The 25,881-nt window shown below is 61.3% G+C and carries 20 protein-coding genes; 9 read left to right on the top strand and 11 right to left on the bottom strand.

Annotated features, from left to right (window positions below; genetic code table 11):
* Positions 1-36: 36 nt before the first annotated feature.
* The 3 genes from tkt to AB5Y47_RS16450 all read left to right on the top strand — a co-directional run bounded on the left by tkt (position 37) and on the right by AB5Y47_RS16450 (position 3,991).
* Positions 37-2,028, top strand: a complete 1,992-nt coding sequence (tkt, locus tag AB5Y47_RS16460) for a transketolase (RefSeq protein WP_039040146.1) — start codon at positions 37-39, stop codon at positions 2,026-2,028.
* A 143-nt stretch (positions 2,029-2,171) separates the two neighbouring features.
* The gene (locus AB5Y47_RS16455; RefSeq protein ID WP_368220405.1) at positions 2,172-3,290 is read left to right on the top strand and encodes an AAA family ATPase; all 1,119 of its coding nucleotides are present in this window, start codon (positions 2,172-2,174) and stop codon (positions 3,288-3,290) included.
* Positions 3,287-3,991 carry a DUF4276 family protein gene (locus AB5Y47_RS16450; protein ID WP_368220404.1) on the top strand — a complete coding sequence of 235 codons (705 nt, stop codon included), beginning with the start codon at positions 3,287-3,289 and terminating at the stop codon, positions 3,989-3,991. The genes AB5Y47_RS16455 and AB5Y47_RS16450 overlap by 4 nt, the downstream gene beginning before the upstream one ends.
* Positions 3,992-4,190: 199 nt before the next feature.
* On the opposite strand, the gene AB5Y47_RS16445 is transcribed toward AB5Y47_RS16450, so the two are convergent.
* Positions 4,191-5,456 (bottom strand): Rid family detoxifying hydrolase, encoded by a 1,266-nt coding sequence (locus AB5Y47_RS16445; protein ID WP_368220403.1) that lies wholly within the window; start codon positions 5,454-5,456, stop codon positions 4,191-4,193.
* Positions 5,457-6,622: 1,166 nt separating this feature from the next.
* Between AB5Y47_RS16445 and AB5Y47_RS16440 the strand changes: the two genes are divergently transcribed.
* Together AB5Y47_RS16440 and AB5Y47_RS16435 are read left to right on the top strand one after the other, a co-directional pair.
* Positions 6,623-7,363, top strand: coding sequence for a hypothetical protein (locus tag AB5Y47_RS16440; RefSeq protein ID WP_368220402.1), 741 nt, complete (start codon positions 6,623-6,625; stop codon positions 7,361-7,363).
* 376 nt (positions 7,364-7,739) lie between these two features.
* A complete protein-coding gene (locus AB5Y47_RS16435) occupies positions 7,740-8,141 on the top strand; it encodes a hypothetical protein (RefSeq protein WP_223929890.1) in 402 nt (133 codons plus the stop codon).
* Between the two features lie 111 nt (positions 8,142-8,252).
* On the opposite strand, the gene AB5Y47_RS16430 is transcribed toward AB5Y47_RS16435, so the two are convergent.
* Both AB5Y47_RS16430 and AB5Y47_RS16425 read right to left on the bottom strand, forming a co-directional pair.
* Entirely contained in the window at positions 8,253-9,377 is a 1,125-nt protein-coding gene (locus AB5Y47_RS16430; RefSeq protein ID WP_368220400.1) for an anhydro-N-acetylmuramic acid kinase, read from the bottom strand.
* 153 nt (positions 9,378-9,530) lie between these two features.
* Positions 9,531-10,841, bottom strand: coding sequence for a peptidoglycan DD-metalloendopeptidase family protein (locus tag AB5Y47_RS16425; protein WP_124244872.1), 1,311 nt, complete (start codon positions 10,839-10,841; stop codon positions 9,531-9,533).
* 114 nt (positions 10,842-10,955) lie between these two features.
* Here AB5Y47_RS16425 and tyrS point away from each other — a divergent pair, with 114 nt between their 5' ends.
* On the top strand, positions 10,956-12,155 hold the full coding sequence (gene tyrS, locus AB5Y47_RS16420) for a tyrosine--tRNA ligase (RefSeq protein WP_039040151.1): 1,200 nt from the start codon (positions 10,956-10,958) through the stop codon (positions 12,153-12,155).
* 78 nt (positions 12,156-12,233) lie between these two features.
* On the opposite strand, the gene ygjK is transcribed toward tyrS, so the two are convergent.
* The 4 genes from ygjK to AB5Y47_RS16400 form a co-directional block, all read right to left on the bottom strand.
* On the bottom strand, positions 12,234-14,714 hold the full coding sequence (gene ygjK / locus AB5Y47_RS16415; RefSeq protein ID WP_368220399.1) for an alpha-glucosidase: 2,481 nt from the start codon (positions 14,712-14,714) through the stop codon (positions 12,234-12,236).
* Positions 14,715-14,898: 184 nt separating this feature from the next.
* Complete coding sequence (locus AB5Y47_RS16410; RefSeq protein WP_368220398.1) at positions 14,899-15,711, bottom strand: helix-turn-helix transcriptional regulator; 813 nt, start codon at positions 15,709-15,711, stop codon at positions 14,899-14,901.
* 11 nt (positions 15,712-15,722) lie between these two features.
* A complete protein-coding gene (locus tag AB5Y47_RS16405) occupies positions 15,723-16,256 on the bottom strand; it encodes a YbhB/YbcL family Raf kinase inhibitor-like protein (RefSeq protein WP_128297037.1) in 534 nt (177 codons plus the stop codon).
* 177 nt (positions 16,257-16,433) lie between these two features.
* Positions 16,434-17,690, bottom strand: coding sequence for an adenylosuccinate synthetase (locus tag AB5Y47_RS16400; protein WP_103243546.1), 1,257 nt, complete (start codon positions 17,688-17,690; stop codon positions 16,434-16,436).
* A 191-nt stretch (positions 17,691-17,881) separates the two neighbouring features.
* Here AB5Y47_RS16400 and AB5Y47_RS16395 point away from each other — a divergent pair, with 191 nt between their 5' ends.
* Positions 17,882-18,784 carry a LysR family transcriptional regulator gene (locus tag AB5Y47_RS16395; protein ID WP_041212603.1) on the top strand — a complete coding sequence of 301 codons (903 nt, stop codon included), beginning with the start codon at positions 17,882-17,884 and terminating at the stop codon, positions 18,782-18,784.
* Positions 18,785-18,847: 63 nt separating this feature from the next.
* Here AB5Y47_RS16395 and AB5Y47_RS16390 read toward each other — a convergent pair whose 3' ends face one another.
* Both AB5Y47_RS16390 and AB5Y47_RS16385 read right to left on the bottom strand, forming a co-directional pair.
* Complete coding sequence (locus AB5Y47_RS16390; RefSeq protein ID WP_049637269.1) at positions 18,848-20,203, bottom strand: TAXI family TRAP transporter solute-binding subunit; 1,356 nt, start codon at positions 20,201-20,203, stop codon at positions 18,848-18,850.
* A gap of 148 nt (positions 20,204-20,351) precedes the next feature.
* The gene (locus AB5Y47_RS16385; RefSeq protein ID WP_049637268.1) at positions 20,352-21,491 is read right to left on the bottom strand and encodes a MalY/PatB family protein; all 1,140 of its coding nucleotides are present in this window, start codon (positions 21,489-21,491) and stop codon (positions 20,352-20,354) included.
* Positions 21,492-21,652: 161 nt separating this feature from the next.
* Here AB5Y47_RS16385 and AB5Y47_RS16380 point away from each other — a divergent pair, with 161 nt between their 5' ends.
* Positions 21,653-22,825 (top strand): MFS transporter, encoded by a 1,173-nt coding sequence (locus AB5Y47_RS16380; RefSeq protein ID WP_368220397.1) that lies wholly within the window; start codon positions 21,653-21,655, stop codon positions 22,823-22,825.
* A gap of 71 nt (positions 22,826-22,896) precedes the next feature.
* Here the strand turns inward: AB5Y47_RS16380 and AB5Y47_RS16375 are convergent, their stop codons facing one another.
* Together AB5Y47_RS16375 and AB5Y47_RS16370 are read right to left on the bottom strand one after the other, a co-directional pair.
* Complete coding sequence (locus tag AB5Y47_RS16375) at positions 22,897-23,781, bottom strand: LysR family transcriptional regulator (protein WP_049637266.1); 885 nt, start codon at positions 23,779-23,781, stop codon at positions 22,897-22,899.
* Positions 23,782-23,870: 89 nt separating this feature from the next.
* Positions 23,871-24,626 carry a YciK family oxidoreductase gene (locus AB5Y47_RS16370; RefSeq protein WP_049637265.1) on the bottom strand — a complete coding sequence of 252 codons (756 nt, stop codon included), beginning with the start codon at positions 24,624-24,626 and terminating at the stop codon, positions 23,871-23,873.
* 224 nt (positions 24,627-24,850) lie between these two features.
* Between AB5Y47_RS16370 and sohB the strand changes: the two genes are divergently transcribed.
* Positions 24,851-25,858 (top strand): protease SohB, encoded by a 1,008-nt coding sequence (gene sohB / locus AB5Y47_RS16365; protein WP_279976054.1) that lies wholly within the window; start codon positions 24,851-24,853, stop codon positions 25,856-25,858.
* The last annotated feature ends 23 nt before the right edge of the window (positions 25,859-25,881 follow it).

Raw genomic sequence — 25,881 nt, 5'->3', positions numbered from 1 at the left:
CTTGGCCATCAAATGAAGCAATCGCAGGAGATACAGATGCCTTCTCGTAAAGAGCTTGCCAATGCCATTCGTGCATTGAGTATGGATGCCGTTCAAAAAGCCAACTCCGGTCACCCGGGCGCCCCCATGGGAATGGCGGATATCGCTGAAGTGCTGTGGCGCAGCCACCTCAAACACAACCCGAACAACCCCAAGTGGGCCGACCGCGACCGTTTCATTCTCTCCAACGGCCACGGCTCCATGCTGCTGTACTCCCTGCTGCACCTCTCCGGTTATGACCTCTCCATCGACGATCTGAAAAACTTCCGCCAACTGCACTCTCGCACCCCGGGTCACCCGGAGTACGGTTATGCGCCGGGCGTTGAAACCACCACCGGTCCGCTGGGTCAGGGCATCACCAACGCCGTGGGCATGGCGATCGCCGAGAAGGCCATGGCCGAGCAGTTCAACCAGCCGGGTCACGACATCGTTGACCACTACACCTACGCCTTCATGGGCGACGGCTGCCTGATGGAAGGTATCTCCCACGAAGCCTGCTCCCTGGCCGGCACCCTGGGTCTGGGCAAGCTGATCGCGTTCTGGGATGACAACGGCATCTCCATCGACGGTCACGTAGAAGGCTGGTTCACCGACGACACTCCCAAGCGCTTCGAAGCCTACGGCTGGCACGTCATCCCGGCCGTTGACGGTCACAACCCGGAAGCCATCAACGCCGCCATCGAAGCCGCCAAGGCCGAGACCGGCAAGCCGACCCTGATCTGCTGCCGCACCATCATCGGCTACGGTTCCCCGAACAAGTCCGGCTCCCACGACTGCCACGGCGCACCGCTGGGCAACGACGAGATCGCCGCCGCCCGTGCCTTCCTGAAGTGGGACCACGCGCCGTTCGTCATCCCGTCCGACATCGCCGCCGAGTGGAACGGTCAGGAGAAGGGCGCCAAGCTCGAATCCGACTGGGCTGCCAAGTTCGCCGCCTATGAAGCCGCTCACCCGGCCTTGGCTGCCGAATTCAAGCGCCGTACCACTGGCGAGCTGCCGGCCAACTGGGCTGCTGAATCCGCCAAGATCATCGAAACCCTGCAGGCCAACCCGGCCAAGATCGCGACCCGTAAAGCGTCCCAGAACTCCCTGGAAGCTTTCGGCAAGCTGCTGCCGGAATTCATGGGCGGCTCCGCGGATCTCGCGCCGTCCAACCTGACCATGTGGTCCGGCTCCAAGTCCCTGACTCCCGAGAGCGCCGCAGGCAACTACATCCACTACGGCGTGCGCGAGTTCGGCATGTCCGCCATCATGAACGGCATCGCCCTGCACGGTGGTTTCATCCCCTACGGCGCCACCTTCCTGATGTTCATGGAGTACGCCCGCAACGCCCTGCGCATGGCCGCCCTGATGAAGCAGCGCGCCATCTTCGTCTACACCCACGACTCCATCGGTCTGGGTGAAGATGGTCCGACTCACCAGCCGGTGGAGCAGATCGCCTCCCTGCGTCTGACCCCGAACATGAGCACCTGGCGCCCGTGTGACCAGGTAGAGTCCGCCATCGCCTGGAAACACGCCATCGAGCGTACCGACGGCCCGACCTCCCTGATCTTCTCCCGTCAGAACCTGGCCCAGATGGACCGCACCGCCCAGCAACTGGCCGATGCCGCCAAGGGTGGTTACGTGCTGAAGGATTGCGCCGGTACCCCGGAACTGATCCTGATCGCCACCGGTTCCGAAGTGGAGCTGGCCGTTGCCGCCTATGAGCAGCTGACTGCCAAGGGCCGTGCCGTGCGCGTGGTCTCCATCCCGTCTACCGACGTGTTCGATGCCCAGTCCGCCGAATACAAGGAGTCCGTCCTGCCGGCCGCCGTCACCAAGCGCGTGGCCATCGAAGCGGGCATCGCCGACTACTGGTACAAGTACGTGGGCTTTGGCGGCAAGATCATTGGCATGCGCACCTTCGGTGAGTCCGCCCCGGCCGAGCTGCTGTTCAAGGAATTCGGCTTTACCGTGGAAAACGTGGTTGCGACCGCAGAATCCCTGTAAAAGCTGCTGACTATTGGGTCGTCTTGGCCCAATAGCTGGAAAATAAAACGCCCTCCATCGCAAGATGGGGGGCGTTTTTTTATTGTTTTTTTCCATTTAATCAATATCATTACGACTCAGGCAATATTTAAAGGGGGTGAGAAATGAGATTGAAATCAATTTATTTCATAGAAAATAAAGGCCAACCCACAGAGTGGGAACTGAAAGACTTATCTCTTGGTGCTATAAATCTAATTGTTGGTAAAAATGCGACTGGGAAATCACGAACGCTAAATATTATAAGTCATTTGGCAAATATTATATCTGGCACTCCTTTATTACCAGGGCAAACCTATTATTATAAAGTGGTTTTTGATTCTGAATTTGAAACAACCTATGAGTTAGATGTATTTAATGGAGTTATTCTAACCGAGAAACTCATTGTCTCAGATAATTATAAAATAATTAAAGGACCAACAGATAGCACAACGAAGGTTTATTTCGAAACGATACAAAGCTACTTGGAAAGCCAGTTTACTCCTAATTTTTTGTGTGCATCTCAACGAGACATTATTCAAAAGCCATATCTTGAACCACTTTTTAATTGGGCATTAAATACTATTCACACCCGTTTTGGTACGCCTCTTGGTCAGAATACATTATATTTGTTTGCGCCTGACAGTGAGTTTTTGTCTGATTATAAAAATGTAGAGGCAGTTTCTACACATTTAAAAGATGCCGAGCGAAAAGGAATTTTTGAAAAACTGAAGTCTGAAATCATTACAGATTTGAAATATATAGGTTATGACGTAGACGATATTGGTTGTGTTGAAGCCGGCATTGCGAATAATCAAAAGGTCTACAAGATTTTTGTGAAAGAAAAGGATATCAAAGTACCCGTGTTTCAAGAAAATATGTCGCAAGGCATGTTTAGAGCAATATCTGTCATTGTTCATTATAATTATATTATCCTTGATAATAAAAAATGTTGTTTGTTAGTTGATGATATAGGTGAAGGATTGGATTTCGATCGTTCAACGTCATTGATTAAAAAAATATGCGAAAAGGCAGAGAGTGCAAAATATCAAATTATTATGACGTCAAATGATCGATTTGTTATGAATCAGGTTGATCTCAGTTATTGGTCTGTATTGGTGAGAAATGGGCAGTCATGTAGGGCAATAAATAAATTTAATTCTGAGTCTATATTTAGGAAATTCAAATACACAGGTCTAAATAACTTTGATTTCTTCTCAACTGATTTTTATCAGGGGGCAGAATGAGAAAGCTAGCTATATTTGTTGAAGGGCAGACAGAACAGTTATTTATTAAAAGGTTGATTGAGGAAGTTGCAGGGAAAAAGAACCTAACCATTCAACTTGATCGGCTGCAAGGTGGTGCGCAATCGCCGAGAGCTGCAATTAATGAAATTATTGTAAAGAGTCAGGAAGAAACAAAATACTATGTATTGATCAGGGATTCTTCAAGTGATTCAAGAGTCGTCTCTGATGTAAAGGATAATATTTACAACCTACAAAAAGAAGGTTTTGAGAAGGTTATTGGTCTGCGAGATTTGTATCCGATTGCCTTAGATGAGCTCAAGGATGTTGAGGGTGCATCTAACTATGTAATACCTAAGAATTCGATAGATTTTAATATTGTGATCGCGGTTCGAGAAATTGAAACATGGTTTCTTGCGGAGATTAATCATTATGAAAAAATTCATAACGCTCTAAATTTAGGTGAAATAAAAAACAAATTGAATATTGACCTTGCATCAATTAATACTGAGATAATTGAACACCCTAGTTCAATGCTACATGAGATATATAATTTGGTTGGTTTTGCTTATAAAAAGTCTCGTAAGCATGTTGAGCGTACAGTTAACGCATTAGATATGGAAAATACATACTTAAATCTTAGCGAAAATATGAAGTCCTTGATGATTTTAATCGGTGAAATTGACGATTTTCTTGTAGAGTGAAGTCTTATTTATGTGAGGTTATACTATAGTCTAATATTAACCTTAAATAGTTTCTTTGATGGTGTGTTATTTTTCTGGTCTTGCGATAAGTCAATAATATGGCAGTTTTTAAATCTTGGGGTTAATAGGAAAATGTCATCACGTTACGTAAAAAGAGACCGGCATATAACCGGTCTCTTTTTATTATTGAACGCAACATTTACCCCTGCGGCGGGGTGCTTTCCGCATTGGAGAGTACGGCATCCATCTGCACCAGGGCGCCGGCGGGCAGCTCGCTGACGCCGATCACGGTGCGGGCGGGGTGGTAGCCCGGGAAGTATTGGGTGTAGATGGCATTGACCGCGTCCAGATCCTCGATGTTTTTCAGCTGGATATTGACCTTGACGATATCGTCCATCACATGGCCGATGCTCTCGACGATGGTCTTGATATGGCCGAGGCACTGGGCGGTCTGTTCACGGACGCAACCGGTCAGCACTTTGTCTGTGGTCATGTCGAGCGGCAACTGGCCAGCGATATGGTTGTAGTGGGAGAAGGCGACGCTCTGGGTATGCAGCGGGCTGCGTGGCGCTTTGTCGGTATTGCGGGCACGGATCACCAGGTTGTGCCTGTCTTCCACCAGCTGGGGCGGGGTGCCGTCACCGTGGGAGATGACCGCATCCATCTGCACCCGTGCCCCCATGGGCAGGGCGGCGGCACTGACCACAGAGCGGGCGGGCAGATAGGCGACGGCGCGGGCGATGGCGGAGTCCGGGAAGAAGGTGGTGTAGACCTCGTTGACGGCGTCGAGATCCGCCAGATTGGTAAGATAGACAGTCACCTTGACGATATCGTCGAAGGGCACGTCGATGCTCTCCAGCACGGTTTTGATATTGCGCAGGCACTGGGCCGCCTGCTCGCGGATGCCACCGTCAACCAGGGCGCCAGAGGCGGGGTCGAGGGGCAGCTGGGCACCGATATTGTTGTAATGGGAGAAGGCGACGCTCTGGCTGGAGAGCGGATCCTGCGGGGCGTGGTCGCTATTGCGGGAGATCTTGAGCAGCGGGCAGGGAGCCTGGGGGCAGGTGCCTTCCCCGTTGGAGAGCAGGGCGTCCATCTGCACCCTGGCGCCGAGCGGCAGACCGGCGACGGCGAGCACTGTGCGGGTCGGCAGCGAGTGGGGGAAGAATTCCCGATAGACGGCGTTGACGGCATCGAGGTCGGCGATGTCCGCGAGGAACAGGGTCACCTTCACCATGTCCTCCATGCCGTGGCCAATGCTCTGGACGATGGCCTGGATATTGGTGAGACACTGCCTGGCCTGCGCCTGGATATCCCCTGCGACCAGCGCGCCCGTTTTCGGATCGACCGGCAGCTGGGCGGCAATATTGTTGTAGTGGGAGAAGGCCACGCTCTGGGTATAGGGCCCCAGATCCTGAGGCGCATTGGGGGTATTTCTGGCGGATTTGATGATGGTACCACTCATGGCGATACTCCTTTTTCGTTTTTGATGTAGGGTCCGGGCCGCATTGTTCTTCCCTGACCGAATGCGGCACGCTGATGACTCGTGATATTGCGGCAACAGTTGCCCGTTCCCGCCGCAGGGCGACGGAGAAAAGGAGAACGATCATCACAGTGTCGAGCCCTGTTTCGATGCAGACAGCGCGTGCAACAGACAAGGGAGAGAAATTGGCCTGGTGATTCAGACGGGAGAATTCTAGGGGGCGGTTATCCGGGGATGCAAACCGGGATCCTGTTTCTATGAGGTGGCTCAACAGAGTGAAATATATTCATTTTGCGATTCAATTCATGACGGGCATGGCAAATAAAGGTGATGATGATCCCGCTTTACCATGAAAGTGGAACCAGATAGCACCATATTGTCGCGCATCAGGGTTACAGTCTGTGAATCCTCCGTTAATACTTTTGGCGACATTGCAGCTTATTCTCCCGGTTTTGCATAGCTATCTATTTATCGCTCTCTCGACGCCCTGTTCAGCGCCGCCAAAATATGCTGCGGTGAGCACACTGAAATAACATTCACCCTCTTTGCATGGCCACAGGTCATGACATAAATACGGGAGAAAGAGAGGGCGCTTTTTAGCCCCTGCGGCGGAGGCTGACATGGGCGGGTCGCCACATCGCCTATGCCATATCTTTTCAGCGGCGCGAACGCACCCCGCCAACAAGGCTCATAAGCAAGGGGAGGGGGCCTCATATCACTCCTGTTATGACCCTCCCTGTGAAGGGGCCCCGGAGTCCGCCCTGCTTTGCCGCCCTGACGTATCCCGCACTCCTTGCGATGCAGCCGGCTCATCTTCCCCGCACCACCCTTATTTGTGTTCTTTGTCATCAACTGCCGTTATTGCGACCTAGGTCGGGGTTTGGGTGGATTATTAACTGTATGATTAATAATGAAATCAGGGACCCTGCCGACGAGCAGCACGGATCGGCACTCATCTGCCCGGGAGTGGCACATGCGATCGCATCGCGATCCCCGTCATCTGACTTCGGAGGTTTTATGCTTGGATTCATTCTGGGTGACATGTACAGCCGCACCAGCGGGTTTCGGCCACCCCCCGCCTAGGCAAGCACTTCCCCCTCGTCCCCGACTATCAACTGCGCGGTCGCACCGGTGCCGCCATCCTGACCATGGAGACCCTGCTCGATACCCCCTATCCCCAGAAGAAGTTCAGGGCCCTGATCTATGGCGCCTTTATCGAGCGCCAGCGTCGCCTCTTTGCCGAGCAGGTGGTCATTGGCCGGATGGAGGAGGGCCAGGACCTGGCGATCGCCATCGATCTTGCCTTTATCAGCACGGCGGTGCCCATCGGTCTGCTCGCCATCTCGGAGGAGATCGCGCTGCTGACCACGCCCCGTCCCACCCAGACCCATCCCCATCAGGCGGCCTTGAGCCAGGCGCTCGACTGTACCGCCATGCTGATGTTCTATGCCAAGGTCATTCGCCAGCGCAATGCAGTGCTTGAGCACATCGGCCACCAGTTCGGCTACAGACCGCAGGCCGGGCTGGTGGCCAGGGTGGGCCACGGCGGGGAAGATGACTATGCCGCCTTCATGGTCAATGTGATGACCTGCATCGCTCATTCGGGCTCCCTCAAAGAGGCGCTGGAGAATGGCGTCAGGATGGGCATGCGCGATCCCGCCTTCTTCTGTATCGTCGGCGCCCTGGCCTCGACCCTGTGGGGAGTGCCCAAACCCTGGGCCCATGAGATCTCCCGTTTCATCCAGCGTCATCACCCCCACTATCTCCAGATCCTGCTGCGGGGCGAAGCCAGGGTGGGCCGCAGACAGATCAACCTGGACCCTCCCAAACCGCCGCTCTGTGCACCGGTCAAGCGCCAGGTAAACCGCTTCCTGAAGTGGGCCTTCTAGGGGCCATGGGAGTGCTTTCGAGGTGCGGGCCCATGGTGCCATCCCATCGGCCCGCCCCTGCTGATGGTCATCACGGGGCTGTTATCTCACTGACCCCTGCTCCCCGGCTACCTTGCCCAAGAGGGGATGGCCAGAAAAGCCAACGGCTGCACGGGGGACAAGGGGCGGGTAGAAGGTGATCCACCTCGCCTTTTGATGTGAACGTCTTTTGATGTTTGGCGCCATACGATACCATGCGCAGCGTGTGTTCCTGTTGGGGGAGGTGCCGCCCATCGCCCCCGTGGCTGGCTGCTGGTCCGTCATGATCACGGGATGCACAATCCGGGGCCGCCACGGCAACCCCTTATCGCCATAGCCAACAGGACGGAGTATCAGGATGGCCATTGCCATTGAACAGTCGGACAACACACTGAGGGTGAACAAGGATCGCTACGATCTGGGCCGCATCGTCGGCGTGCAGGTAAAAGCACTCGGCTGGATGGATAGGCTCAAGAAGACCTTGTTGCTGGGAGTGGTCACCTCCAGTGTGCTCTTTTACTTCACCCCTTCCTACGAGCAGGCGGGCAACTGGCTCATCGTGCTCTTCCTGCCCCTGGTGGGTTTTCTGTCTGGCGCCCTGATGGGGCTGCTCTCCAGCGCGAAATATGAGTTTTGCATCGAATTTTCCCACGCCGACGAGACGGGCGTGCAGTGGATCACCGCCGCCAGGAGTCGGCATGTCGCCGATTATGAGACCTTCAAGGCGCAGGCGGCCAGGTTGAAAGAGCGGCTCGGGTAGGGAGCACAGAGTGACGGGTCTGCGCCATCTGGCGCCAGGCATAACAACAAGCCCGATCAGGTGCACCTGTTCGGGCTTGTTCCATTAGGGGGAGGGCGCTCGGGGAGCGGCTCAGGCGGGATAGAGGGCGCCCAGTACCGCCGGGCGGCTCGCGCCGGTCACCGCAGGCAGGTTGCCCGGCTTTCGCTGGATAAAGCGTTGTGCCAGCCAGGCAAAGGCGGCCCCTTCCACCCAGTCCGGTGCAAGGCCGAGCTGGGCGGTACTGGTCAGATGCCAGTCGGGCAGCAGGACAGCAAGCTCCGCCAGCAGCGGGGCGTTGTGGGCGCCGCCACCGCAGACAAACAGCTCGGGCCGGGTTGGCGCGCCACTGTGGGCGGGCAACTGGCGGGCGATGCTGTGGCAGGTGAGGGATTGCAGGGTACGCTGCACATCAGCGGGGGCGTATGCGCAGCCGTCCAGCTCGCCGTCGAGCCAGTCGAGGGTGAACATCTCACGCCCCGTGCTCTTGGGGGCGGGGGCGGCGAAGTAGGGGTGAGCCAGCAACTGCTCCAGCAGCGCAGGGATAAGCCTGCCGCTGGCGGCCCACTGGCCACCGGCATCATAGCTGCCACCGTGGGGCTGGTGGCGGCGATACCAGCCGTCGAGCAGGGTGTTGGCGGGGCCGGTATCGAAGCCATATACCCCTGAACCCGCCCCCCCGTCGGCCTGGCCGGGCAGCACCGAGATATTGGCAATGCCGCCGAGGTTCAGCACCACCCGAAGGGCGTCGGGGCGGGCAAAGAGCGCCTGATGGAAGGCGGGCACCAGAGGCGCACCCTGGCCGCCGAGGGCCATGTCCATGGTGCGAAAATCGGCCACCACGTCGATGCCGGTCAGGGCCGCCAGCAGGGCCGCGTTGCCGATCTGCAGGGTAAAGCCGAGCTGGGGGCGGTGGCGGATGGTCTGGCCGTGGCTGCCGATGGCGCGAATCTCCTTGGGAGTCAGCCCCGCCTTGGCCAGCAGGGCGTGGGTGGCGGCGGCAAACTCGCGGGCCACCAGGTTGTCGGCGACCCCCATGCGGTCGATTTCGTTCTCCCCCGGGGTGCAAAGCTCATGCAGGGTGCGAGCCGTATCGACAGGCCAGGGATGGCACAGCGCCGCCTCGACCCGCAGTGCATCCCCCTCGAGCTGCACCAGCACGGCGTCGATACCGTCCATGCTGGTACCGGACATCAAGCCTATATAGCGTTCAGTCATGACAACCCCTTTCAATGATGCGGGGGAACGGTTCGATACCATGCCCCGCTCTGGTACCGGACATCCAGCCTATATAGAGCTCAGTCATGACAACCCCCTTTCAATGATGCAGAGGAACGGTCTGATACCGTGTTCCACCTTGGTCGACAGCGGTCAGCTGTCGTCGCCGTTGCCCTTGTTTCTGGCCAGTTGCAGCTCGGGGCTGTCCAGCTTGGCCAGTTGGGGCATGGCCTGGGCCTTGAAGCTGGCCAGCGCCCGCCCGCTGAGAGACTCCGCCTGGGGCAGGTTGAGGGTGCGCGGGTTCTTGTGTACGCCGCCCACCACGAACTCATAGTGCAGGTGCGGGCCTGTGACCCGGCCGGTGCCGCCGAGCAGGCCGATGGTCTGGCCCTGCTTCACTCGCTGCCCCTTGTTGACGGTGCGCTTGGATAGGTGCAGATACTTGGTCACGTAGTTGCCGGCATGCTTGATGAAGACGTAGTTGCCGTTGAACTGGTTGTAGCCGGCGGCCACCACGCTGCCGCCGCCCGCCGCCATGATGGGGGTCCCCACCGGCGCTACGTAGTCGATGCCGTTGTGGGGACGCACCTTGCCGGTGACCGGGTGAAGGCGGCGCGGATTGAAGTTGGAGCTGATGTATTTGAAGTTGACCGGTGCGCGCAGGAAGCTCTTGCGCATCGCCTTGCCGTCCGGGGTGTAGTAGTTGCCATCCGTGTTCAGCACGGCGCGGTAGATGGCCCCCTGGTTGATGAACTCGGCGGCCAGGATGTCGCCGGAAGCAACCCGCTCGTCATCCTGGTATTTGTCCTGGTAGACCACCCGGAAGCTGTCCCCCGGTTGCAGGTCCTGGGCAAAGTCGATGTCCCAGCCGAAGATGGCGGCGAGATCCATGATCTGGTCTTCCGTCATGCCCGCTTCGACGGCGGCGCCCCAGAAGCTGGAGCGGATCTCCCCCTGGGCCACCTGTTCGCGGGTGTCGAGCTCGATCTTCACCGGCCTGGCCACGAAGCCGTCATCCCGGCGGTTCACCTTGAGCGCCTGCTCCAGGCTGTGGGGGTAATAGAGGCTGTGCAGCTCGCCGCCCTTGGTGAGCTTGAAGGTGAGCTCCTGACCGGGCTTGAGCAGGCGCAGGGTATCCGTGCCCTCGAGCTGGTCGATGAGGTGCAGATCCGTGGTACTGAGGCCGAGGCGCTGGAAGATGACCCCCATGTTGTCGCCGCTGCGCACCTTCACCTGTCTGGTGACATAGCGCGGTTTGGGCGGGGTGACGGGCTCGGCCCGTGCCAGCTGGGCCTCCTCGTCGACCTGCTGCTCGACGGCCAGTTCGTTGTCGTTGTCATCGACCCGGGTGGCGACTGCCTGTTCGCTCGGCCAGGCCGCCAGCATCATCACCATGATGCTCAGGATCAGCACCATCTTGCGGTGCCAGTGAGGGAGAGAGTTGAAGGCGTGCCAAAGGACCATGAGAAGCAGACAAAGTTGAACCCGGAAGAAGGTCGGAGTTTACCGCCTTTCCAATTGGCCCGCCATTCCAGTAATATGTCTGGCCCTGTGGAATCGTGATTGGAGAGTCAAAAAATGTCCCAGCTCGAGGTGGCGCTAGCCGAGATCAAGCGCGGAGCGGAAGAAATTCTGGTTGAAGAAGAACTGATCGCCAAGTTGAAGGAAGGGCGCCCCCTGCGCATCAAGCTGGGGATGGACCCGACCGCGCCGGACATCCACCTGGGTCATACCGTGATCCTCAACAAGCTGAAGACCTTCCAGGATCTGGGCCATGAAGTGATCCTGCTGATCGGTGACTTCACCGCCATGGTGGGTGACCCCTCCGGCAAGAACGCCACCCGTCCGCCGCTCTCCGAAGAGGCCATCAAGCACAACGCCCTCACCTATGCCGAGCAGGCGTTCAAGATCCTCGACCCGGCCAAGACCCGCATCGAGTACAACTCCACCTGGCTGAGTGAGCTGGGCGCGACCGGCATGATCAAGCTGGCGGCCAAGCAGACCGTGGCCCGCATGATGGAGCGCGACGACTTCAAGAAGCGCTACAGCAACGGCCAGTCCATCGCCATTCACGAATTCCTCTATCCGCTGCTGCAAGGCTATGACTCGGTCGCGCTGAAGGCGGACGTCGAGCTCGGCGGTACCGATCAGAAGTTCAACCTGCTGATGGGTCGCGAGCTGCAAAAAGATGCGGGCATGGCGACCCAGTGCGTGCTGATGATGCCGCTGCTGGTAGGCCTGGACGGTGTCAAGAAGATGTCCAAGTCCGCTGCCAACTACATCGGCGTACACGATGCCCCGGGGGAGATGTTCGGCAAGATCATGTCCATCACCGACGATCTGATGTGGAACTACTACGAACTGCTCTCCTTCCGTCCGCTGGCTGAAATCGAAGAGTTCAAGGCAGGTATCGCCGCCGGCACCCTCAACCCGCGCGACGTGAAGATCTGGCTGGCCAAGGAGATCATCGCCCGTTATCACGACGAAGCGGCGGCTGAGGCGGCCCACGAAGATTTCACCCAGCGCTTCTCCAAGAACGCCATTCCGGACGACATGCCGGAAGTCGAGCTGGCACTGGAAGGGGAAGGGCTGGCCATTGCCAACCTGCTCAAAGACGCCGATCTGGTGGCCACCACCTCCGAAGCGCTGCGGATGATCAAGCAGGGCGCGGTGAAGGTTGATGGCGAGAAGCTGGACGATGGCAAGGCCCTCATCGGTGCCGGTACCGCCGTCTACCAGGTCGGCAAGCGCAAGTTTGCCCGGGTGACCGTGAAGTAAGTCGCCACCTGCGGCGCTGCCATAAGAAAGGCCTCCCTTGCGGAGGCCTTTTTGTTGGCTCATTGCTGCAAAGAGGGATCAACCCTCGGTTTTCAGGAAGTTGCGATAGAGCATATAGAGGTGGGCCGAGCTCCAGCTGAAGTTGCTGGCCCCCTGCATGGCGCCGGTCTCCGGGTTGTAGTTCTCGCGGATGGGGCCGCTGCCCGCCAGCCCCTCGGCATTGCTAAACAGCTTGTTGACGAGCTGTTGGGCATCGCTGCGATAGCCGTAGTTCTCCAGCCCCTTCACCCCGAAGTAGAACTGATCCAGCCAGACCCGGCCGCGCCAGTAGATGTCGGGGTCGTAGGCCGGGTTGGTCAGCGCCGCCGTGCCGAGCGGCACCTTGGTGTTGAACTCCTGGGCATTGAGCATCACCTCTCGCACCCGCGCCGCCTTCTCTTTGTCCGCCACCTCGGCCCAGAGCGGGCTCCACCCTTCCGGGCCACGGCCGCGGGCGGTCAACAGCTTGCCGACGCAGCCGTTGGCGTCGGGCAGATCCCCCTGGGCTATCTGGCGGTCGTAATAGAAGCCGGAGGCCTCATCGAACAGGCAGCTGTTGATGTAATCGGCCAGCTGGGTTGCCCCTTCGCGGTAGCGGCTCGCCTCGTCCGGTTTGCCGAGGAGCTCGGCCATGTCGGCCAGGATGCGTTTCTCCTTGGCGAGGAAGGCGTTGAGCTCCACCGACTCCTGATCGATGGAGAAGCCGATGAGGCTGCCATCGTCCTGATGGTTTTCAAAGAAGAAGACGTTCCAGTCCTGGCGAGCCTTGGCCATGTCGCCGCCATAGGTCTTGTCGGCATAGCGCTTGAGCTGCTCCGGTTCGATAAAGCCGAAGCGGGCGGCGTTGTCCATGCCGGACTCCCAGCCAGCACCGTGCTGGGCGCCGATATCCATGTCGGCGTAGCCGCCAACGCTCAATACCTGCTGATAGAGCGCCATGCCGGCGCAGCCATACCAGCCATCTCCCTCATTGGTACAGCTCGACAGATCCAGCCCGACCGGTGCCCCCGTCGGGTACTGCACCTTGAAGGTGATGTTGCCGAACTCGTCGTTGTGCTCGACGTGGCGGGTGGCGCCATATTCGATGATGCCGTTGCGGTTGTTGTCCCGCGCCCGATACCACCAGTCGTGATAGGTCTGGATCTTCGGGTACATCTCGGCGATGAAGGCCTTGTCCTGGGTGGCGCTGTAGATCTCCCAGATGGCCCAGGCGGAGAGGGGCGGCTTGGTGTCGCGCTCGTTCCAGTTGCCGCCGTCGCCGCCGCGATCGGCGAGCTTGTTGTAGAAGACGGCGTCGATCACCATGCCGGCGTCCTGGGGTCGGACCGGGTCATCGGCCTGGATCTGGTAGTCATACATGGCGCGCACGTTGTTCTTGGCTACCTCGGGGTTGAAGTGGGCCATGGCATAGGCGTGCTTCCAGCTGTCCCAGGCCCAGACTCCGTCGAACCAGCGGGCGGTGTTGGAGGGGGTCACCCCGTCGTGCAGGATGGCACCGGCCGGCGAGCGCCAGTTGCCGTTGAGTGTCTCCATCGCCTTGACCGCGATGCGCCGCTCCGACTCCGGGATCCCCTGATTGGAGAGGCCGCGCGCCAGGTAATCCTCCCAGCGGCGGATGGCGTCGTCGAAATGGCTGGCGGGGTCGGCCAGCAGCGCCTGGCGGCTCTGCTCGAAGCGACTCGCGTCAGCACTGCTGTGGACATAGCTCTGCAGGGTGTAGATATCCTGCTGGCCCTTGGCTGCCAGGGTGAGGCTGGCCTCGCTCACGTAGCCGAGCCCCTGCTCGTCGAGGGTGGTGCGACTGGGCAGGGTGCGGTCGATGCGATAGCGGGCGCTGCCGCTTTGCATGATGTTCCAGGTGCTGCGCAGTTTGCCAAACTGGAATGCCACGCCGCGCTCGGTCTGGCTGATGGTGCGGGTCCAGGCGGGGTACTGCTCGGCGACCGTCTTGTTGGCATCCCACTGCTTGAGCAGCTCCCCCTGCCAGTTGAGCTTGAGGGTGAGGGGGGCGTCAGTGTGGTTGATGAGGCGGGTGCGAACCAGCGCAGTGCGGGCATCGCCGTAGCGCAGCTCCAGCTCCAGGGTGAAGGGGTCGAATTCGAAGCGTTGCACCAGCGCCCCCGGGATGGCGTACAGCGCCTGCTTGCTGGCGCTGGTGAGCGGAAAGGCGCGGCCGCTCTCGTCGCTCAGGGTCAGCTTGTCCAATTCGCTTGCGAAGAACAGGCTGTACTCCTCGGCGATGACCATGGGGCCGGTAAAGCCGCCCCACTCGCTGTCGCTGGCGGGCAGCAGGAAGCCGTGCCAGGCACCGAGATCGAGCAGCGGGTTGTATTTGAGGTTGGCGTAGCTGTCAAAGTCACGGAACTGGAGCGGGGTGCCGCTGCGGTCGATCACGTTCTGATACTGGTTCGCCAGGGTGGCGCTGGGGGCGGCCGGGCTGCTGGAGTCATTGCCGTTGCAGGCAGTGAGGCCGAACAGGGCGACGCTCAGGGTGACGGATAGTAAACTTTTACGAAACATCTCTCGCTCCAATGACAGTTTTTGTAGGTTAAGGAAGGTGTTTTTTAGTATTTGTTTTAGTGAAAGCGTTTGCGAGAGCCATTATAGGGCGATTCTGACGGGATTATTGGCGCTGTGTCACAGTGCAGGAGGGGCGAGTGTGAGCCGGATCACCCGGTTACACGAGGTTACATAGCTTTGTATTTTAGTAATTATTTACTTTTGTGGTGGCAGTCAGTGAGAGAGAGGAGGGGCAGGTACGCAGGTATTGGTGGGGGGTCAGGCCGAACTCCTCCTTGAAGCGCGCGGCAAAGCGGCCGGGGGAGTCGTAGCCACAGGCGAGGGCGGTCTGAAGCGGAGTGAGCCCCTGTTGCAGCAGGGTGAGGGCGTGCCCCAGGCGTACCTGGGTCAGCACCTGGCGAAAGCTGCGCCCCTCGGCGGCCAGTTTGCGGACCAGGGAGGCGCGGCTCATGGCGAAGTGGGTCGCTACCGTCTCCAGACGGTGATCAAGACCAGGCTCCACGCTGAGGTAACGGGCCAGCCGCTCCCCCAGGGTCATGGTGGTGGCAGGAAAGAGCAGGCCAAGGCCCCCCGCTGCCCTGAGCTCGCCATAAAACCCTTGCAGCAGCTGGGTCTGGGCCGTCTCGCAGAGCTGCCGCTGCGCCATGGTGGTGACGAGATCGAAGCAGAAGGCGAGGGCCGGCGTCACCCTGATGGCCGGTGGCTTGAGGAGATCGAGGGTGCTCTCTGCCAGCCACTCGGCCGGTGGCGGGGCCAGCAGGGTGAGCGCCTGGGAGCGAAACGTGCCCTGCTCCGGCTGGTTGACGAAGGTGAGCCGGTGACCCGCCGGGATCAGCAGCCAGCTCTCCTTGTCAAAGGAGAGGCGCTGCTCCCGCCACCACAGCTGCTTGCGGCCCTGCTGCACCCAGATGAGGGTCGGCGCGTAGATGAGCACCCGGCGCAGGGGCTGCTGGCGGATCCCGAAGTAGTGATTCAGTTGCAGCAGGGGCGTGCTCATCGGGCGGGCTCCTAGGGGGTGGTGAAGGTGGCGGTCAGGGTGGCCTTGCCAAGGGCCAGGCTGTTGAGCATGTAGCCTACCATGGCGGGCGGGGTGTTGGCCTTCACCTCCAGCGCCTTGGGCAGGGCCCAGACGGTGAACTGGTAGCGGTGCATGCCGTGACCGGCGGGCGGGCAGGGGCCGCCATAACCCTGGGTACCGTAGTCGGTGCCAAGCTCCAGCCCCTGTTTGATCTTGCCGGAGGCATTGCTCGGCAGCTCGCTCTGGCTGGCCGGCAGGTTCACCACCAGCCAGTGCCACCAGCCGCTGCCGGTGGGGGCGTCCGGGTCATAGGCGGTGATGGCGACGCTCTGGGTGCCGGCGGGCAGGCTCTGCCAGCTCAACTGGGGGGAGCGGTTCTCGCCGCTGCAACCAAAGCCGTTGAAGCTGAAGACCTTGTCCATGGATTCACCCTCGCGGATGTCGGTACTCTTGAGGGTCATGGCGCCGGCGGGCAGAGCCGCGAGGCAGAACAGGGGCAGCAGCGGGATAATGGGGGATCTCATGATGGGCACTCCTTTGTGTGAATATGGCATTCACTCTAAGGGGGCTGGCTCAAAAAAGAGTGCCCATATGGCTCAAATTATGCCATGGAGACGGCTTTTGTGAGCTGTTAGGGGCTTTTGAGAGGCATAAAAAAACCGGCATCCTGGGATGCCGGTTTTTGGGAGAGGCGAGGGGCCTTAGCGCAGGATCATCTCGTCACGGCCCGGGCCGACGGAGACCATGGGCACCGGCACGCCCAGCAGGGCTTCGATGCGCAGCACATAGTCCTGGGCAGCCTTGGGCAGCTCGGCGAAGGTGCGGCAGGCGCTGATGTCTTCGCTCCAGCTCTCCATCTTCTCGTAGACGGGGGTGAGGGCGGCGGTCTGCGGCCAGATCGGGTTCTCGGTGTGGGCACCTTCGTAGGCCACGCAGATCTTCAGATCCGGCAGACCGGTCAGGCAGTCCAGCTTGGTCAGGGCCACTTCGGTGGCCGCCTGCAGCTCGACGCCGTTCTTGGTGGCAACGGCATCGAAGTAACCCACGTCACGGGGACGGCCGGTGGTGGCGCCGAACTCGTTGGTGATCTTGCGGAACTCGTCCTGGTTCTCCATGGCGGTCAGCAGGGTGCCGGTACCGACGGAGGAGCTGAAGGCCTTGGCCACGGCGATGACGCGCTCCGGGCGCAGGCCCGGCAGACCGCCACCGATGCCGGCGTAGGCGCCGGAAACGTGGGAGGAGGTGACCCAGGGGTACTCGCCGTAGATGAGATCACGGCCGGCACCCAGTTGGGCTTCGAACAGCAGGGTCTTGCCTTCGGCTTGCAGTGCCTTGAGGGGCATGCTGACGTTGCAGACGGCGTCCAGCCAGGGAGCGGACACTTCCAGCAGCCAGTCGGCCATCTCCTGGGCGGTCTGGGTGAATTCGAAGTCCGGATAGAGAGCCTTCATCTGCGGCAGTTTCCAGTCCAGCATGAACTGGATGCGCTCGACCAGCACGTCCGGCTGTTTCAGCCAGCCCACCAGGATCGCCTTTTTCATGACCCGATCACCGTAAGCCGGGGCGATGCCCTGACGGGTGGAGCCGTAGGCGCCGTCACCCAGGCGTTGCTCTTCCAGGGTGTCTTCCAGCGCGTGCAGCGGCAGGCAGAGGGTGGCACGGTCAGAGATGGCGAGCTTGGGCATGACGCCGGAGGCCTTGACCTCTTCCAGCTCGACGGTGAGCTTCTCGGGGCTGATCACCATGCCGGGGCCCAGCACGACCAGGCAATCCGGGTTGAAGACGCCGCTCGGCACCTGGTGCAGCTTGAAGGTGCCCAGATCGTTGACCACGGTGTGGCCGGCGTTGTTGCCGCCCTGGAAACGAATACTGGCGCCAGCCTGGCCTGCCAGATAATCGACGATGCGGCCTTTGCCTTCATCACCCCAGTTAGCACCTACGACTACGATAGACGACATGACTCTTTCTCCTAAGACGTTAGGCGTCCATCCTAGGAGCCCCGTGAGGATTAGAAAAATTAATTATCTTTATAATTCCGATAAGGAAGCCATATAATTCCGGTGCAATTATCGACCACCGCGCTCCCTTTTGTAGTGCCCGTGCCCTGGCGGCGCTGGCCCTGCCATCGACCCGGGAGAAGAGGAACCCCATGCTGGACATTCACTGGCTGCACACCTTCGTCACCCTGGCCCGGTTGCAGCACTTCGGCCAGACGGCCACCGAACTGCACATGACGCAACCCAATGTGAGCCTGCACCTCAAGAACCTGGAGCAGGCGACCCGGGTCAAGCTGGTGGAGCGCAGCCCGTTTCGCCTGACCCAGGCGGGGGAGCGGCTGCTGCAAAGCGCCGAGCGCGCCATCAACGAGTTGCAGCTCTGCCAGTCCGATCTCAATGCCCTGAGCCAGTTGAGCCAGGGGACGCTCGCCATCGCCGCCAGCGACATCATCTCGCGCCTGCTGCTCATCCAGCCGTTCCAGCGCTTCAAGCAGGCCTTCCCCGGCATCGACCTCACCCTGTTCAACACCACCTCGGATCAGGCGGCGGATCTGGTGCGGGCGGGCAAGGCGGATCTGGGCTTCGTGATGGCACAAAAGCGCAGCGAGCCGCTCTTCTACACCGAGTTGCAGCAGGTGACCTGGTGTGCCCTGGGGCACGGCCTGGCCCGCTGGCAGGCGCGGGCCAGCTCGGGGGAGAGCGATCCTCTGGACGAGCCGACCCTGATCCTGCTGGGGCACGACACCCGGACCCGGGCATTGATCGACCCCTCCCTGCCCCTGCTCGGCCTGCCGAGCTGCCGCATCATGGAAGTGGGGAGCGTGGATGCCCAGCTCGACTGGGCCGAGGCGGGCTTTGGCGTCGCCATCGTGCCGGATTTCTCCCTGCACCCCAGGCTCAAGCTGACCGCCCCGGTGACCCGGCTCACCGATTTTCCCGGTACCAGCCTGGGGTACGTGGTGCGCCAGAACCAGGTGCTGTCCCGGGCCATCAAGCAACTGCTGCACTGGGTGGAGGAGGAGATCCAGAATCCGGCGCTGCTGCTGGCGCCGTGACAGGCCAGGCGCCCGTTCCCGATAACCAAGAGGCCACCCCTGGGGTGGCCTCTTGGTTGGTGTTCATTGCCCGGCGGGGGCTGTGGTCTCCACCGCGTGGCTGGGCGGGCTGGCCGGCATGGCCTCCGGTGATGGCGCCTCCAGCGGCGTTGCCGACGAGGCGGGCGCCTCAGGCGGGGTCAGGGGATGGCCTGGTGCCAGGGTTGTGCTGCCCGGTGTGGGCGGCTCGGTCAGTGCCGGGGCCTGGTTGGTGGAGGCCGCCCCCGAACTGGTTGAGAGGGTCGCGGCGGCCGGCTGCTCCGGCAAGGTGTCGGACCCCTCCAGTGGCGCGGTGCCTTCCTGCGTGCCAGTCCCATCGGTCGGTGTGGCCGCGCTGTTCGCCGGGGGCAAGGTTGGCAGGGCGCCCGAGGTCGCCCCTGCCCCGGATGCCGTGAGGGTGTCCGCCGGGAGGGTGGGCACGGCATCCAGCATGCCGGGATGGAGCAGGGCGATGCTGCCCGCCTGCATGCCTTCCCAGGTGAGGGTGGTCAGTGCCGGATGCAGCCGGGTGAACTGCTTGAGCCGCTCGTTCAGCACGTCCCGCAGGGTGCGCACCTCGCTCTCGGGCAGGCTTGCCAGCGCCACCAGTTCGGCGGTGACGGCGAAGGTATTGACGCTGCTTGTCTGCCCCGGATAGAGGTTGGCGCCGATGCGGCTGCGATCATAGTAGGGGTGCTGCTTGAGCAGCTTGTCCACCTGTTCCCCCTCGATGGGAATGAGGCGGGCCTGACAGCGGCCGGTGAGATCGCCGATGGCCTGATTGGGGTGACCGGCGACCACGAAGGCGGCATCCAGGGTGCCGTCACAGAGCCCCTCCAGCCGGTTGCCCGGGGAGATCACGGGCGGGCGGCTGAAGTCGGCGATCCGCCACCCCATGGCATCGAGCAGGGCCCGGCTGGTGACCCTGTCCCCGGAGTTGGGGGCGCCGACATCGACCCGCTTGCCCTTGATGTCGGCCAGGGTGGTGATGTTGCTGGTGGCGCTGGCAATCAGGGTCAGGGACTCCTTGTGGAGCCGCAAGAGGCTGCGCAGCTGATCGTCCGGGGCCTGGCCCGCGAAGGGGCCGCTGCCGTGCACCGCATGGTAGAGCACATCCGACTGCATCAGGGCGAGCTGTACCTCTCCCTTGGCGAGCGCCGCCAGATTGGCGATGGAGCCCGAGGTACTCTGCACCGTGCAGTGCAGGCCGTGGCGGGCACTCTCCTCGTTGAGCAGGCGGCAGATAGCGCCTCCTGTCGGGTAGTAGACGCCGTTGAGGGCTCCCGTGCCGATGGTGACATAGGCGGGGGAGGCGAAGAGGGAGGGCGCCAGCACGGCCGCAAGCCAGGGCAGGGCGGTACGTGACAGACGCAACAGGGCAGAGAAGGCGAATGGGCGCATAGTGGACCGAAACCGTGGCTGAACATGAGGAGGAGGCGGGCTCATCCGGTGATGAGCCTCATCTTATCCGTATCAGACGGGAAGCTGAACGGATTTTACCGCTTTTGCGCGCATCGGGCGGCCTGGGGCCGCCGCCCGGGACGGTTCGCTAGCGGGTCTGGAGAATGGCTTTCTCCATGCGGGCCAGGGCCTCGGTGAGACGGGCCCGGGTGCAGCCAAAGTTGAGCCGCACGAACTGGCCGTTGCCGAACTGGGCACCGGGGGAGAGACCCACGCCCGCCTGTTCGAAGAAGGCGACGGGATCGTCCAGGCCCAGGGCGCTCATGTCGATCCAGGCGAGGTAGGTGGCCTGGTTGCGGGCCAGCTTGACGCCGGGCCAGCGGGCCACGGCCTGCTCGATCAGGGCCAGGTTGCCGGCCAGGTAGTCGAGCTGTTCATTCAGCCACTGCTCGCCCCCCTCATAGGCCGCCTCGGCCGCCACGAACCCCAGCAGATTGACATCGGCGCTGATGCCGCGCATCGCCTGTTGCAGCTTGAGCCGCAGGCGGGCATTGGGGATCACGGCGAAGGAGCAGCACAGCCCTGCGATGTTGAAGGTCTTGCTCGGCGCCATCATGACGGCGGAGCGCTCGGCCGCCTCCGGGCTCAGGGCACCATAGGGGATGTGGCGGGCATCCTTGTCCAGCAGCAGGTCGCAGTGGATTTCGTCGGAGCAGATCACCAGGTTGTGGCGCTCGGCGATGGCGTCGATGGCCAGCAGCTCTTCCCGGGTGAAGACGGTGCCGCCCGGGTTGTGGGGGTTGCACAGCAGCAGCAGATCCGCCGAGGGGGCCTGACGCTCAAGCTCTTCGAGATCCAGCACCCAGCGGCCTTCTTCCTCCACCACGGGGACGGTGAGCAGGGGGCGGTCATTGAAGCCCGGCGCCTGCAGGAAGGGGTAGTAGACCGGCTTGGGGGTGATGATGCCGCGCCCGTGTTGGCTCCAGGCCTTGCAGGCGAGATTGAGGCCCGGCACCACCCCGGGCAGGAAGACGAGCCATTCGGGCTGGATGGTCCAGCCATAGCGGCTGGCCAGCCGCGTGATGATGAGTTCGATGAGCCGGGGAGAGGGGCGCGAATAGCCGAAGATGCCGTGGGCGACCCGTTTGGTGAGGGCCTCCAGTACGGCGGGGGGAGAGACGAAGTCGGTGTCTGCGACCCACATGGGCAGGACATCCTGACCCTTGTATTTGTCCCATTTCAGGCTCATGGTACCGCTGCGATCTATTTCCCGGTCAAAATCAAACATGTGAAATCCTTATGCTGGCCAGTGGGCTTTCACTGTACGGGGTCGGCGACGGGGTCGCAAGCCTTGAGGTGACTCTTGATAATGACATAAAATAAGCGGCGCCATTTCATGCACTTGCCGAATTTTGGCCAGTTTTCTTCCCTCCAATCAGTGGTAATTCTATGCGCTTGTTGACTGCTGCCCGCAAGAGGCCGGATCCCGTCTCTCTCTCGTTTCTCGCCGTGACCTTCATGACCGGGGTGGCGGTGGCGCTGCAGGTGCCCACCCTGAGCCTGTTCCTGGCCGAGGAGGTGCAGGTGCGCCCCTTCCTGGTGGGGCTCTTCTACACGGTGAACGCGGTGATCGGCATCCTCATCAGCCAGTGGCTCGGCCACCGCTCCGACAACAAGGGGGATCGCAAGCAGCTGATCCTGCGCTGCTGCTTTGCCGGCATCGTGCTCTCCCTGCTGTTTGCCTGGAACCGGCAGTACTGGTTGCTGGTGAGCCTGGGGGTGCTGCTGGCGAGCCTGACCGCCACCGCCAGCCCGCAGCTGTTCGCCCTGGCGCGGGAATACGCCGACAGCCGCAACAAACAGGCCGACATGTTCAGCTCGGTGCTGCGGGCCCAGTTCTCCCTGGCCTGGGTGATAGGGCCACCCATCGCCTTCGCGCTCGCCATCGGCTACGGCTTCAAGGTGATGTATCTGGCCTCGGCGCTGGCCTATGTCATCTGCGCCTTCGTGGTGTGGCGCTGGCTTCCCTCCCTGCCGCTGCCGGTGATGGACAGCGAGGTGGAGCGAGTGAGCAGCTGGCGGGATCCGTCGGTGCGGGCGCTCTTCATCGCCTCCACCCTGATGTGGACCTGCAACAGCATGTACCTCATCAACATGCCCCTCTACATCACCCGCGAGCTGGGGCTGGAGGAGAAGCTGGCCGGTTTGCTGATGGGCACGGCGGCGGCCCTGGAGATCCCCTTCATGCTGCTGGCGGGTCACTACACCCGGCGCTTCGGCAAGCGGCCCATGATGCTGCTGGCGGTGCTGGCCGGGGTCGGTTTCTATGGCGGTCTCGTGACCCTGTCGAGCCAGCATGCCCTCATTGCGCTGCAACTGCTCAATGCCATCTTCATCGGCATCGTGGCCGGCATCGGCATGTCCTATTTCCAGGACTTGATGCCGGGGCGCGCCGGGGTGGCGACCACGCTCTTTTCCAACAGCATCCGCACCGGCTCCATCATGGCGGGGGCCATCGCGGGGACTGTGGCGGAGCTCTGGAGCTTCCACGGGGTCTTCATGGTGGCGGCGGCCCTGGCGCTGATGGCGCTGGCCGCCTGCTGGCGGGTCCCCAACGTATAGGGGATGCAAAGGGGAGCCGATGCCCGGATGTGCCGGCACCAGTGCCCCGGTCGTGCGGGGAAGAAGCGGCCTTACCTGGGGTTGTCTCCCTGGTATTCGATGCGCAGGCAGCGCAGCAGCAGCTCGGCCGCCGGCCCCAGCGCCTCCACCGAGGGGGTGAGCAGGTAGGTGTAGAGATAGCGCTCGCTGCCGCCGGTGAGATCGAGCTGCACCAGCGAGCCCTCGGCGAGCTCCTCCTGCACCAGGTGGCGGGGCACCCAGGCGTAACCCATGCCAAGGCGCACCATGTTGAGCACCTCATGATAGTGGGTCGCCTTCCAGCCGGTGTCGTCCGCATCGTTCCAGTCCACCGAGCGGTGGATGGGGGGATGCAGGCTTATCTGGTTGTGGCTGGCCAGCACCTCGGCGGTGATGGGCTCTCCCTGCTCCGCAAGGGGGTGGCCCGCTGCGCACAGAGGAAGCAGACAGACTTCGTCCAGCGGCAGGCCGGTGCGATCCTGGGGCAGGTGCTCGGAGAGCATCAGATCTCCCGCCTGCAGCGCATTGAAGTGGCAGTGGATCCGCTCGTGCAGGTTGATGCGGCAACCGCGGCTGCGGGGGTAGAAGTGGGCCAGCGCCCGGTAGAGGCGCTCCCGCGGCTGCACCACGGACACATAGAGGTTGATCTGCGGCTCCCACTGCCGCTCCAGGTTGTTGGCCAGGTTCTCCAGCTCTTCCACCTGCTGGCTGAGCTGGCGCGCCCGCTTGAGGAAGATCTCCCCCGCCGGCGTCAGCACCGCCTTGCGTCCCCGCACCTCCAGCAGGGCCACCCCCAGACTCTGTTGCAGCTTGGCTACCGCATGATTGAGGGAGGATTGGCTCTTGTTCAGCGCCTCGGCAGCCTGGGCATAACCGCCGCAGTCCACCACCGCCTGAAAGATCCGCCATTGCTCAAACGTGCTCTTGGGACGAAACATAGTGCAACCTGTCTGGGGCCGATGGGATTCAACAGGGCGCGCCTTGGCACCCCCTCTTCACTGTAATCCCATCCGGTTGATTTGTTGATTTATTTGGGTTGGGCCACGAAGGTCTTGCCGCTCTGGCCCTGACTGTCACGCCCCATCAGGTAGAGATAGAGGGGCATCAGATCGGCCGGGGTCTTGAGGGTTTGCGGATCTTCCGCCGGGAAGGCGCTGGCTCGCATCCTGGTGCGGGTGCCGCCCGGGTTCAGGGTGTTGACCCGCACCCTGGTGTTCTCCAGCTCGTCCGCCAGCACCTCCATCATCCCCTCGATGGCGAACTTGGAAATGGCATAGGTGCCCCAGTAGGCGCGCCCTTTGCGGCCCACGCTGGAGGAGGTGTAGACGATGGAGGCCTCGCCGCGCTCCTTGGCGGTCTGGCGAATGAGGGGCAGCAGCGCCTGGGTCAGCAGGAATTCGGATTTGACGTTGACCTGCATCACCTCGTCCCACTCCTGCTCCTGAATGTGTTCGAACGGCGACAGGGTGCCGAGCAGCCCGGCGTTGAACAGCACGCCGTCGAGGCGGCCGAACTGCTGGGCGAAGGTCTCCGCCATGCCGCGGTAGTGGGCGGCAGTAGCTCCTTTCAAGTCCACCGGCACGATGGCGGGCAGGGGGTGACCGGCCGCTTCAATCTGGTCGTAGACCGCCTCCAGCTTGGCACTGGTACGCCCGAGCAGGATCACGGTGGCACCGTGGGCCGCATAGGTGAGGGCCGCTTCGCGGCCGATGCCGTCACCGGCACCCGTCACCAGAATGACCTTGTCCTTGAGCAGATCACGGGGGGCCTGATAGTCGAGCATGTGGACTCCTGTTAACAATGCCTGGCGGCTTGGCGCAACGAATCGAGTGGGCAAGTGTACTGATCCGGCCCGGCAGTTGACCAGTATGAGACGGCAAAAATGTGAATAAAACAGGGCGATAGCGTCGATCCCTCCGCCCTTGGCACGGGAGATGGCAGAGTTTTTGCGCGAGGGGGGCAAACTCCTTACTATGTGAAAAAACCGGACATTGAGCGGAGCATCAAGTGGCATTTTTGACCGAATACGGCCTGTTTCTGGCCAAGACCCTCACCTTCTTGCTGGCCATCGGCGCCGTCATCCTGATGGTGGCGAGCAGCCGCCAGCCCAAATCCCGCAAGGGGGAACTGGTGGTGACGGATCTCTCCGGCGAGCTGGAGCAAGGGCGCCATCAACTGCAGGCAGCCCTGGCGGGCAAGGCCGAGCGCAAGCAGATGGAGAAGACCCGCAAGGCCGAGCACAAGGCCAAAGCCAAGGGGGAGGATGAGCGCAGCCGGCTGTTCGTCATCGACTTCAACGGCAGCATGGATGCCAAGGAAGTGGCCTCCCTGCGGGAAGAGGTGAGTGCCGTGATAGGCGTGGCCCGGCCCGGGGACGAGGTGCTGCTGCGCCTCGAATCCGGCGGCGGCGTGGTGCATGGCTACGGCCTGGCCGCCTCCCAGTTGCAGCGGCTGCGGGACAAGGACATCACGCTGACCGTGGCCATCGACAAGGTGGCGGCAAGCGGCGGCTACATGATGGCCTGCGTGGCCGATCAGATCCTGGCGGCGCCGTTCGCCATCGTCGGCTCCATCGGTGTCATTGCCCAGATGCCGAACTTCAACAAGCTGCTCAAGAAGCACGACATCGAATTCGAGATGCACACCGCAGGCCAGTACAAGCGCACCATCACCATGTTCGGCGAGAACGACGATCAGGGGCGGGAGAAGTTTCGCGAGGAGCTGGGGGCCATCCACGAACAGTTCAAGGCCTTCGTGGCCGAGCACAGACCCGGTCTCGACATCGACAAGGTGACCACCGGCGAGCATTGGCTGGCGAGCCAGGCCAAGCAGCTCGGGTTGGTGGACAGCCTCTGCACCAGCGATGACTACCTGCTGGCCCAGGCCAGCCATCACAAGGTGGTCGGCATCCGCTACAGCAAACCCAGGAGCCTGACCCAGAAGCTTGGCAAGCAGGCGGCACTGGGGCTGGAGGGGGCCCTCGGCCGCCTGTGGCAGCAGAGCCCCTGGCGCTGAGAACCTGTTTCGAGCTTACTGCG

It is taken from the genome of Aeromonas sp. R7-2, assembly GCF_040908105.1.
Taxonomy (GTDB): domain Bacteria; phylum Pseudomonadota; class Gammaproteobacteria; order Enterobacterales; family Aeromonadaceae; genus Aeromonas; species Aeromonas caviae.
This window is presented reverse-complemented; position numbering and strand designations above follow the sequence as displayed.

Bases quoted from the DNA above. Each gene is read 5' to 3' on its own strand.
- AB5Y47_RS16385 (WP_049637268.1), bottom strand. From the start codon at position 21,491: ATGTTTGATTTTGACCGGGAAATAGATCGCAGCGGTACCATGAGCCTG.
- AB5Y47_RS16370 (WP_049637265.1), bottom strand. From the start codon at position 24,626: ATGCTCGACTATCAGGCCCCCCGTGATCTGCTCAAGGACAAGGTCATT.
- AB5Y47_RS16375 (WP_049637266.1), bottom strand. From the start codon at position 23,781: ATGTTTCGTCCCAAGAGCACGTTTGAGCAATGGCGGATCTTTCAGGCG.
- AB5Y47_RS16410 (WP_368220398.1), bottom strand. From the start codon at position 15,711: ATGAGCACGCCCCTGCTGCAACTGAATCACTACTTCGGGATCCGCCAG.
- tyrS (WP_039040151.1), top strand. From the start codon at position 10,956: ATGTCCCAGCTCGAGGTGGCGCTAGCCGAGATCAAGCGCGGAGCGGAA.
- AB5Y47_RS16405 (WP_128297037.1), bottom strand. From the start codon at position 16,256: ATGAGATCCCCCATTATCCCGCTGCTGCCCCTGTTCTGCCTCGCGGCT.
- tkt (WP_039040146.1), top strand. From the start codon at position 37: ATGCCTTCTCGTAAAGAGCTTGCCAATGCCATTCGTGCATTGAGTATG.
- AB5Y47_RS16440 (WP_368220402.1), top strand. From the start codon at position 6,623: ATGGAGACCCTGCTCGATACCCCCTATCCCCAGAAGAAGTTCAGGGCC.
- AB5Y47_RS16430 (WP_368220400.1), bottom strand. From the start codon at position 9,377: ATGACTGAACGCTATATAGGCTTGATGTCCGGTACCAGCATGGACGGT.
- AB5Y47_RS16390 (WP_049637269.1), bottom strand. From the start codon at position 20,203: ATGCGCCCATTCGCCTTCTCTGCCCTGTTGCGTCTGTCACGTACCGCC.
- AB5Y47_RS16395 (WP_041212603.1), top strand. From the start codon at position 17,882: ATGCTGGACATTCACTGGCTGCACACCTTCGTCACCCTGGCCCGGTTG.
- AB5Y47_RS16450 (WP_368220404.1), top strand. From the start codon at position 3,287: ATGAGAAAGCTAGCTATATTTGTTGAAGGGCAGACAGAACAGTTATTT.
- AB5Y47_RS16435 (WP_223929890.1), top strand. From the start codon at position 7,740: ATGGCCATTGCCATTGAACAGTCGGACAACACACTGAGGGTGAACAAG.
- ygjK (WP_368220399.1), bottom strand. From the start codon at position 14,714: ATGTTTCGTAAAAGTTTACTATCCGTCACCCTGAGCGTCGCCCTGTTC.
- AB5Y47_RS16380 (WP_368220397.1), top strand. From the start codon at position 21,653: ATGCGCTTGTTGACTGCTGCCCGCAAGAGGCCGGATCCCGTCTCTCTC.
- AB5Y47_RS16400 (WP_103243546.1), bottom strand. From the start codon at position 17,690: ATGTCGTCTATCGTAGTCGTAGGTGCTAACTGGGGTGATGAAGGCAAA.
- AB5Y47_RS16455 (WP_368220405.1), top strand. From the start codon at position 2,172: ATGAGATTGAAATCAATTTATTTCATAGAAAATAAAGGCCAACCCACA.
- AB5Y47_RS16425 (WP_124244872.1), bottom strand. From the start codon at position 10,841: ATGGTCCTTTGGCACGCCTTCAACTCTCTCCCTCACTGGCACCGCAAG.
- AB5Y47_RS16445 (WP_368220403.1), bottom strand. From the start codon at position 5,456: ATGAGTGGTACCATCATCAAATCCGCCAGAAATACCCCCAATGCGCCT.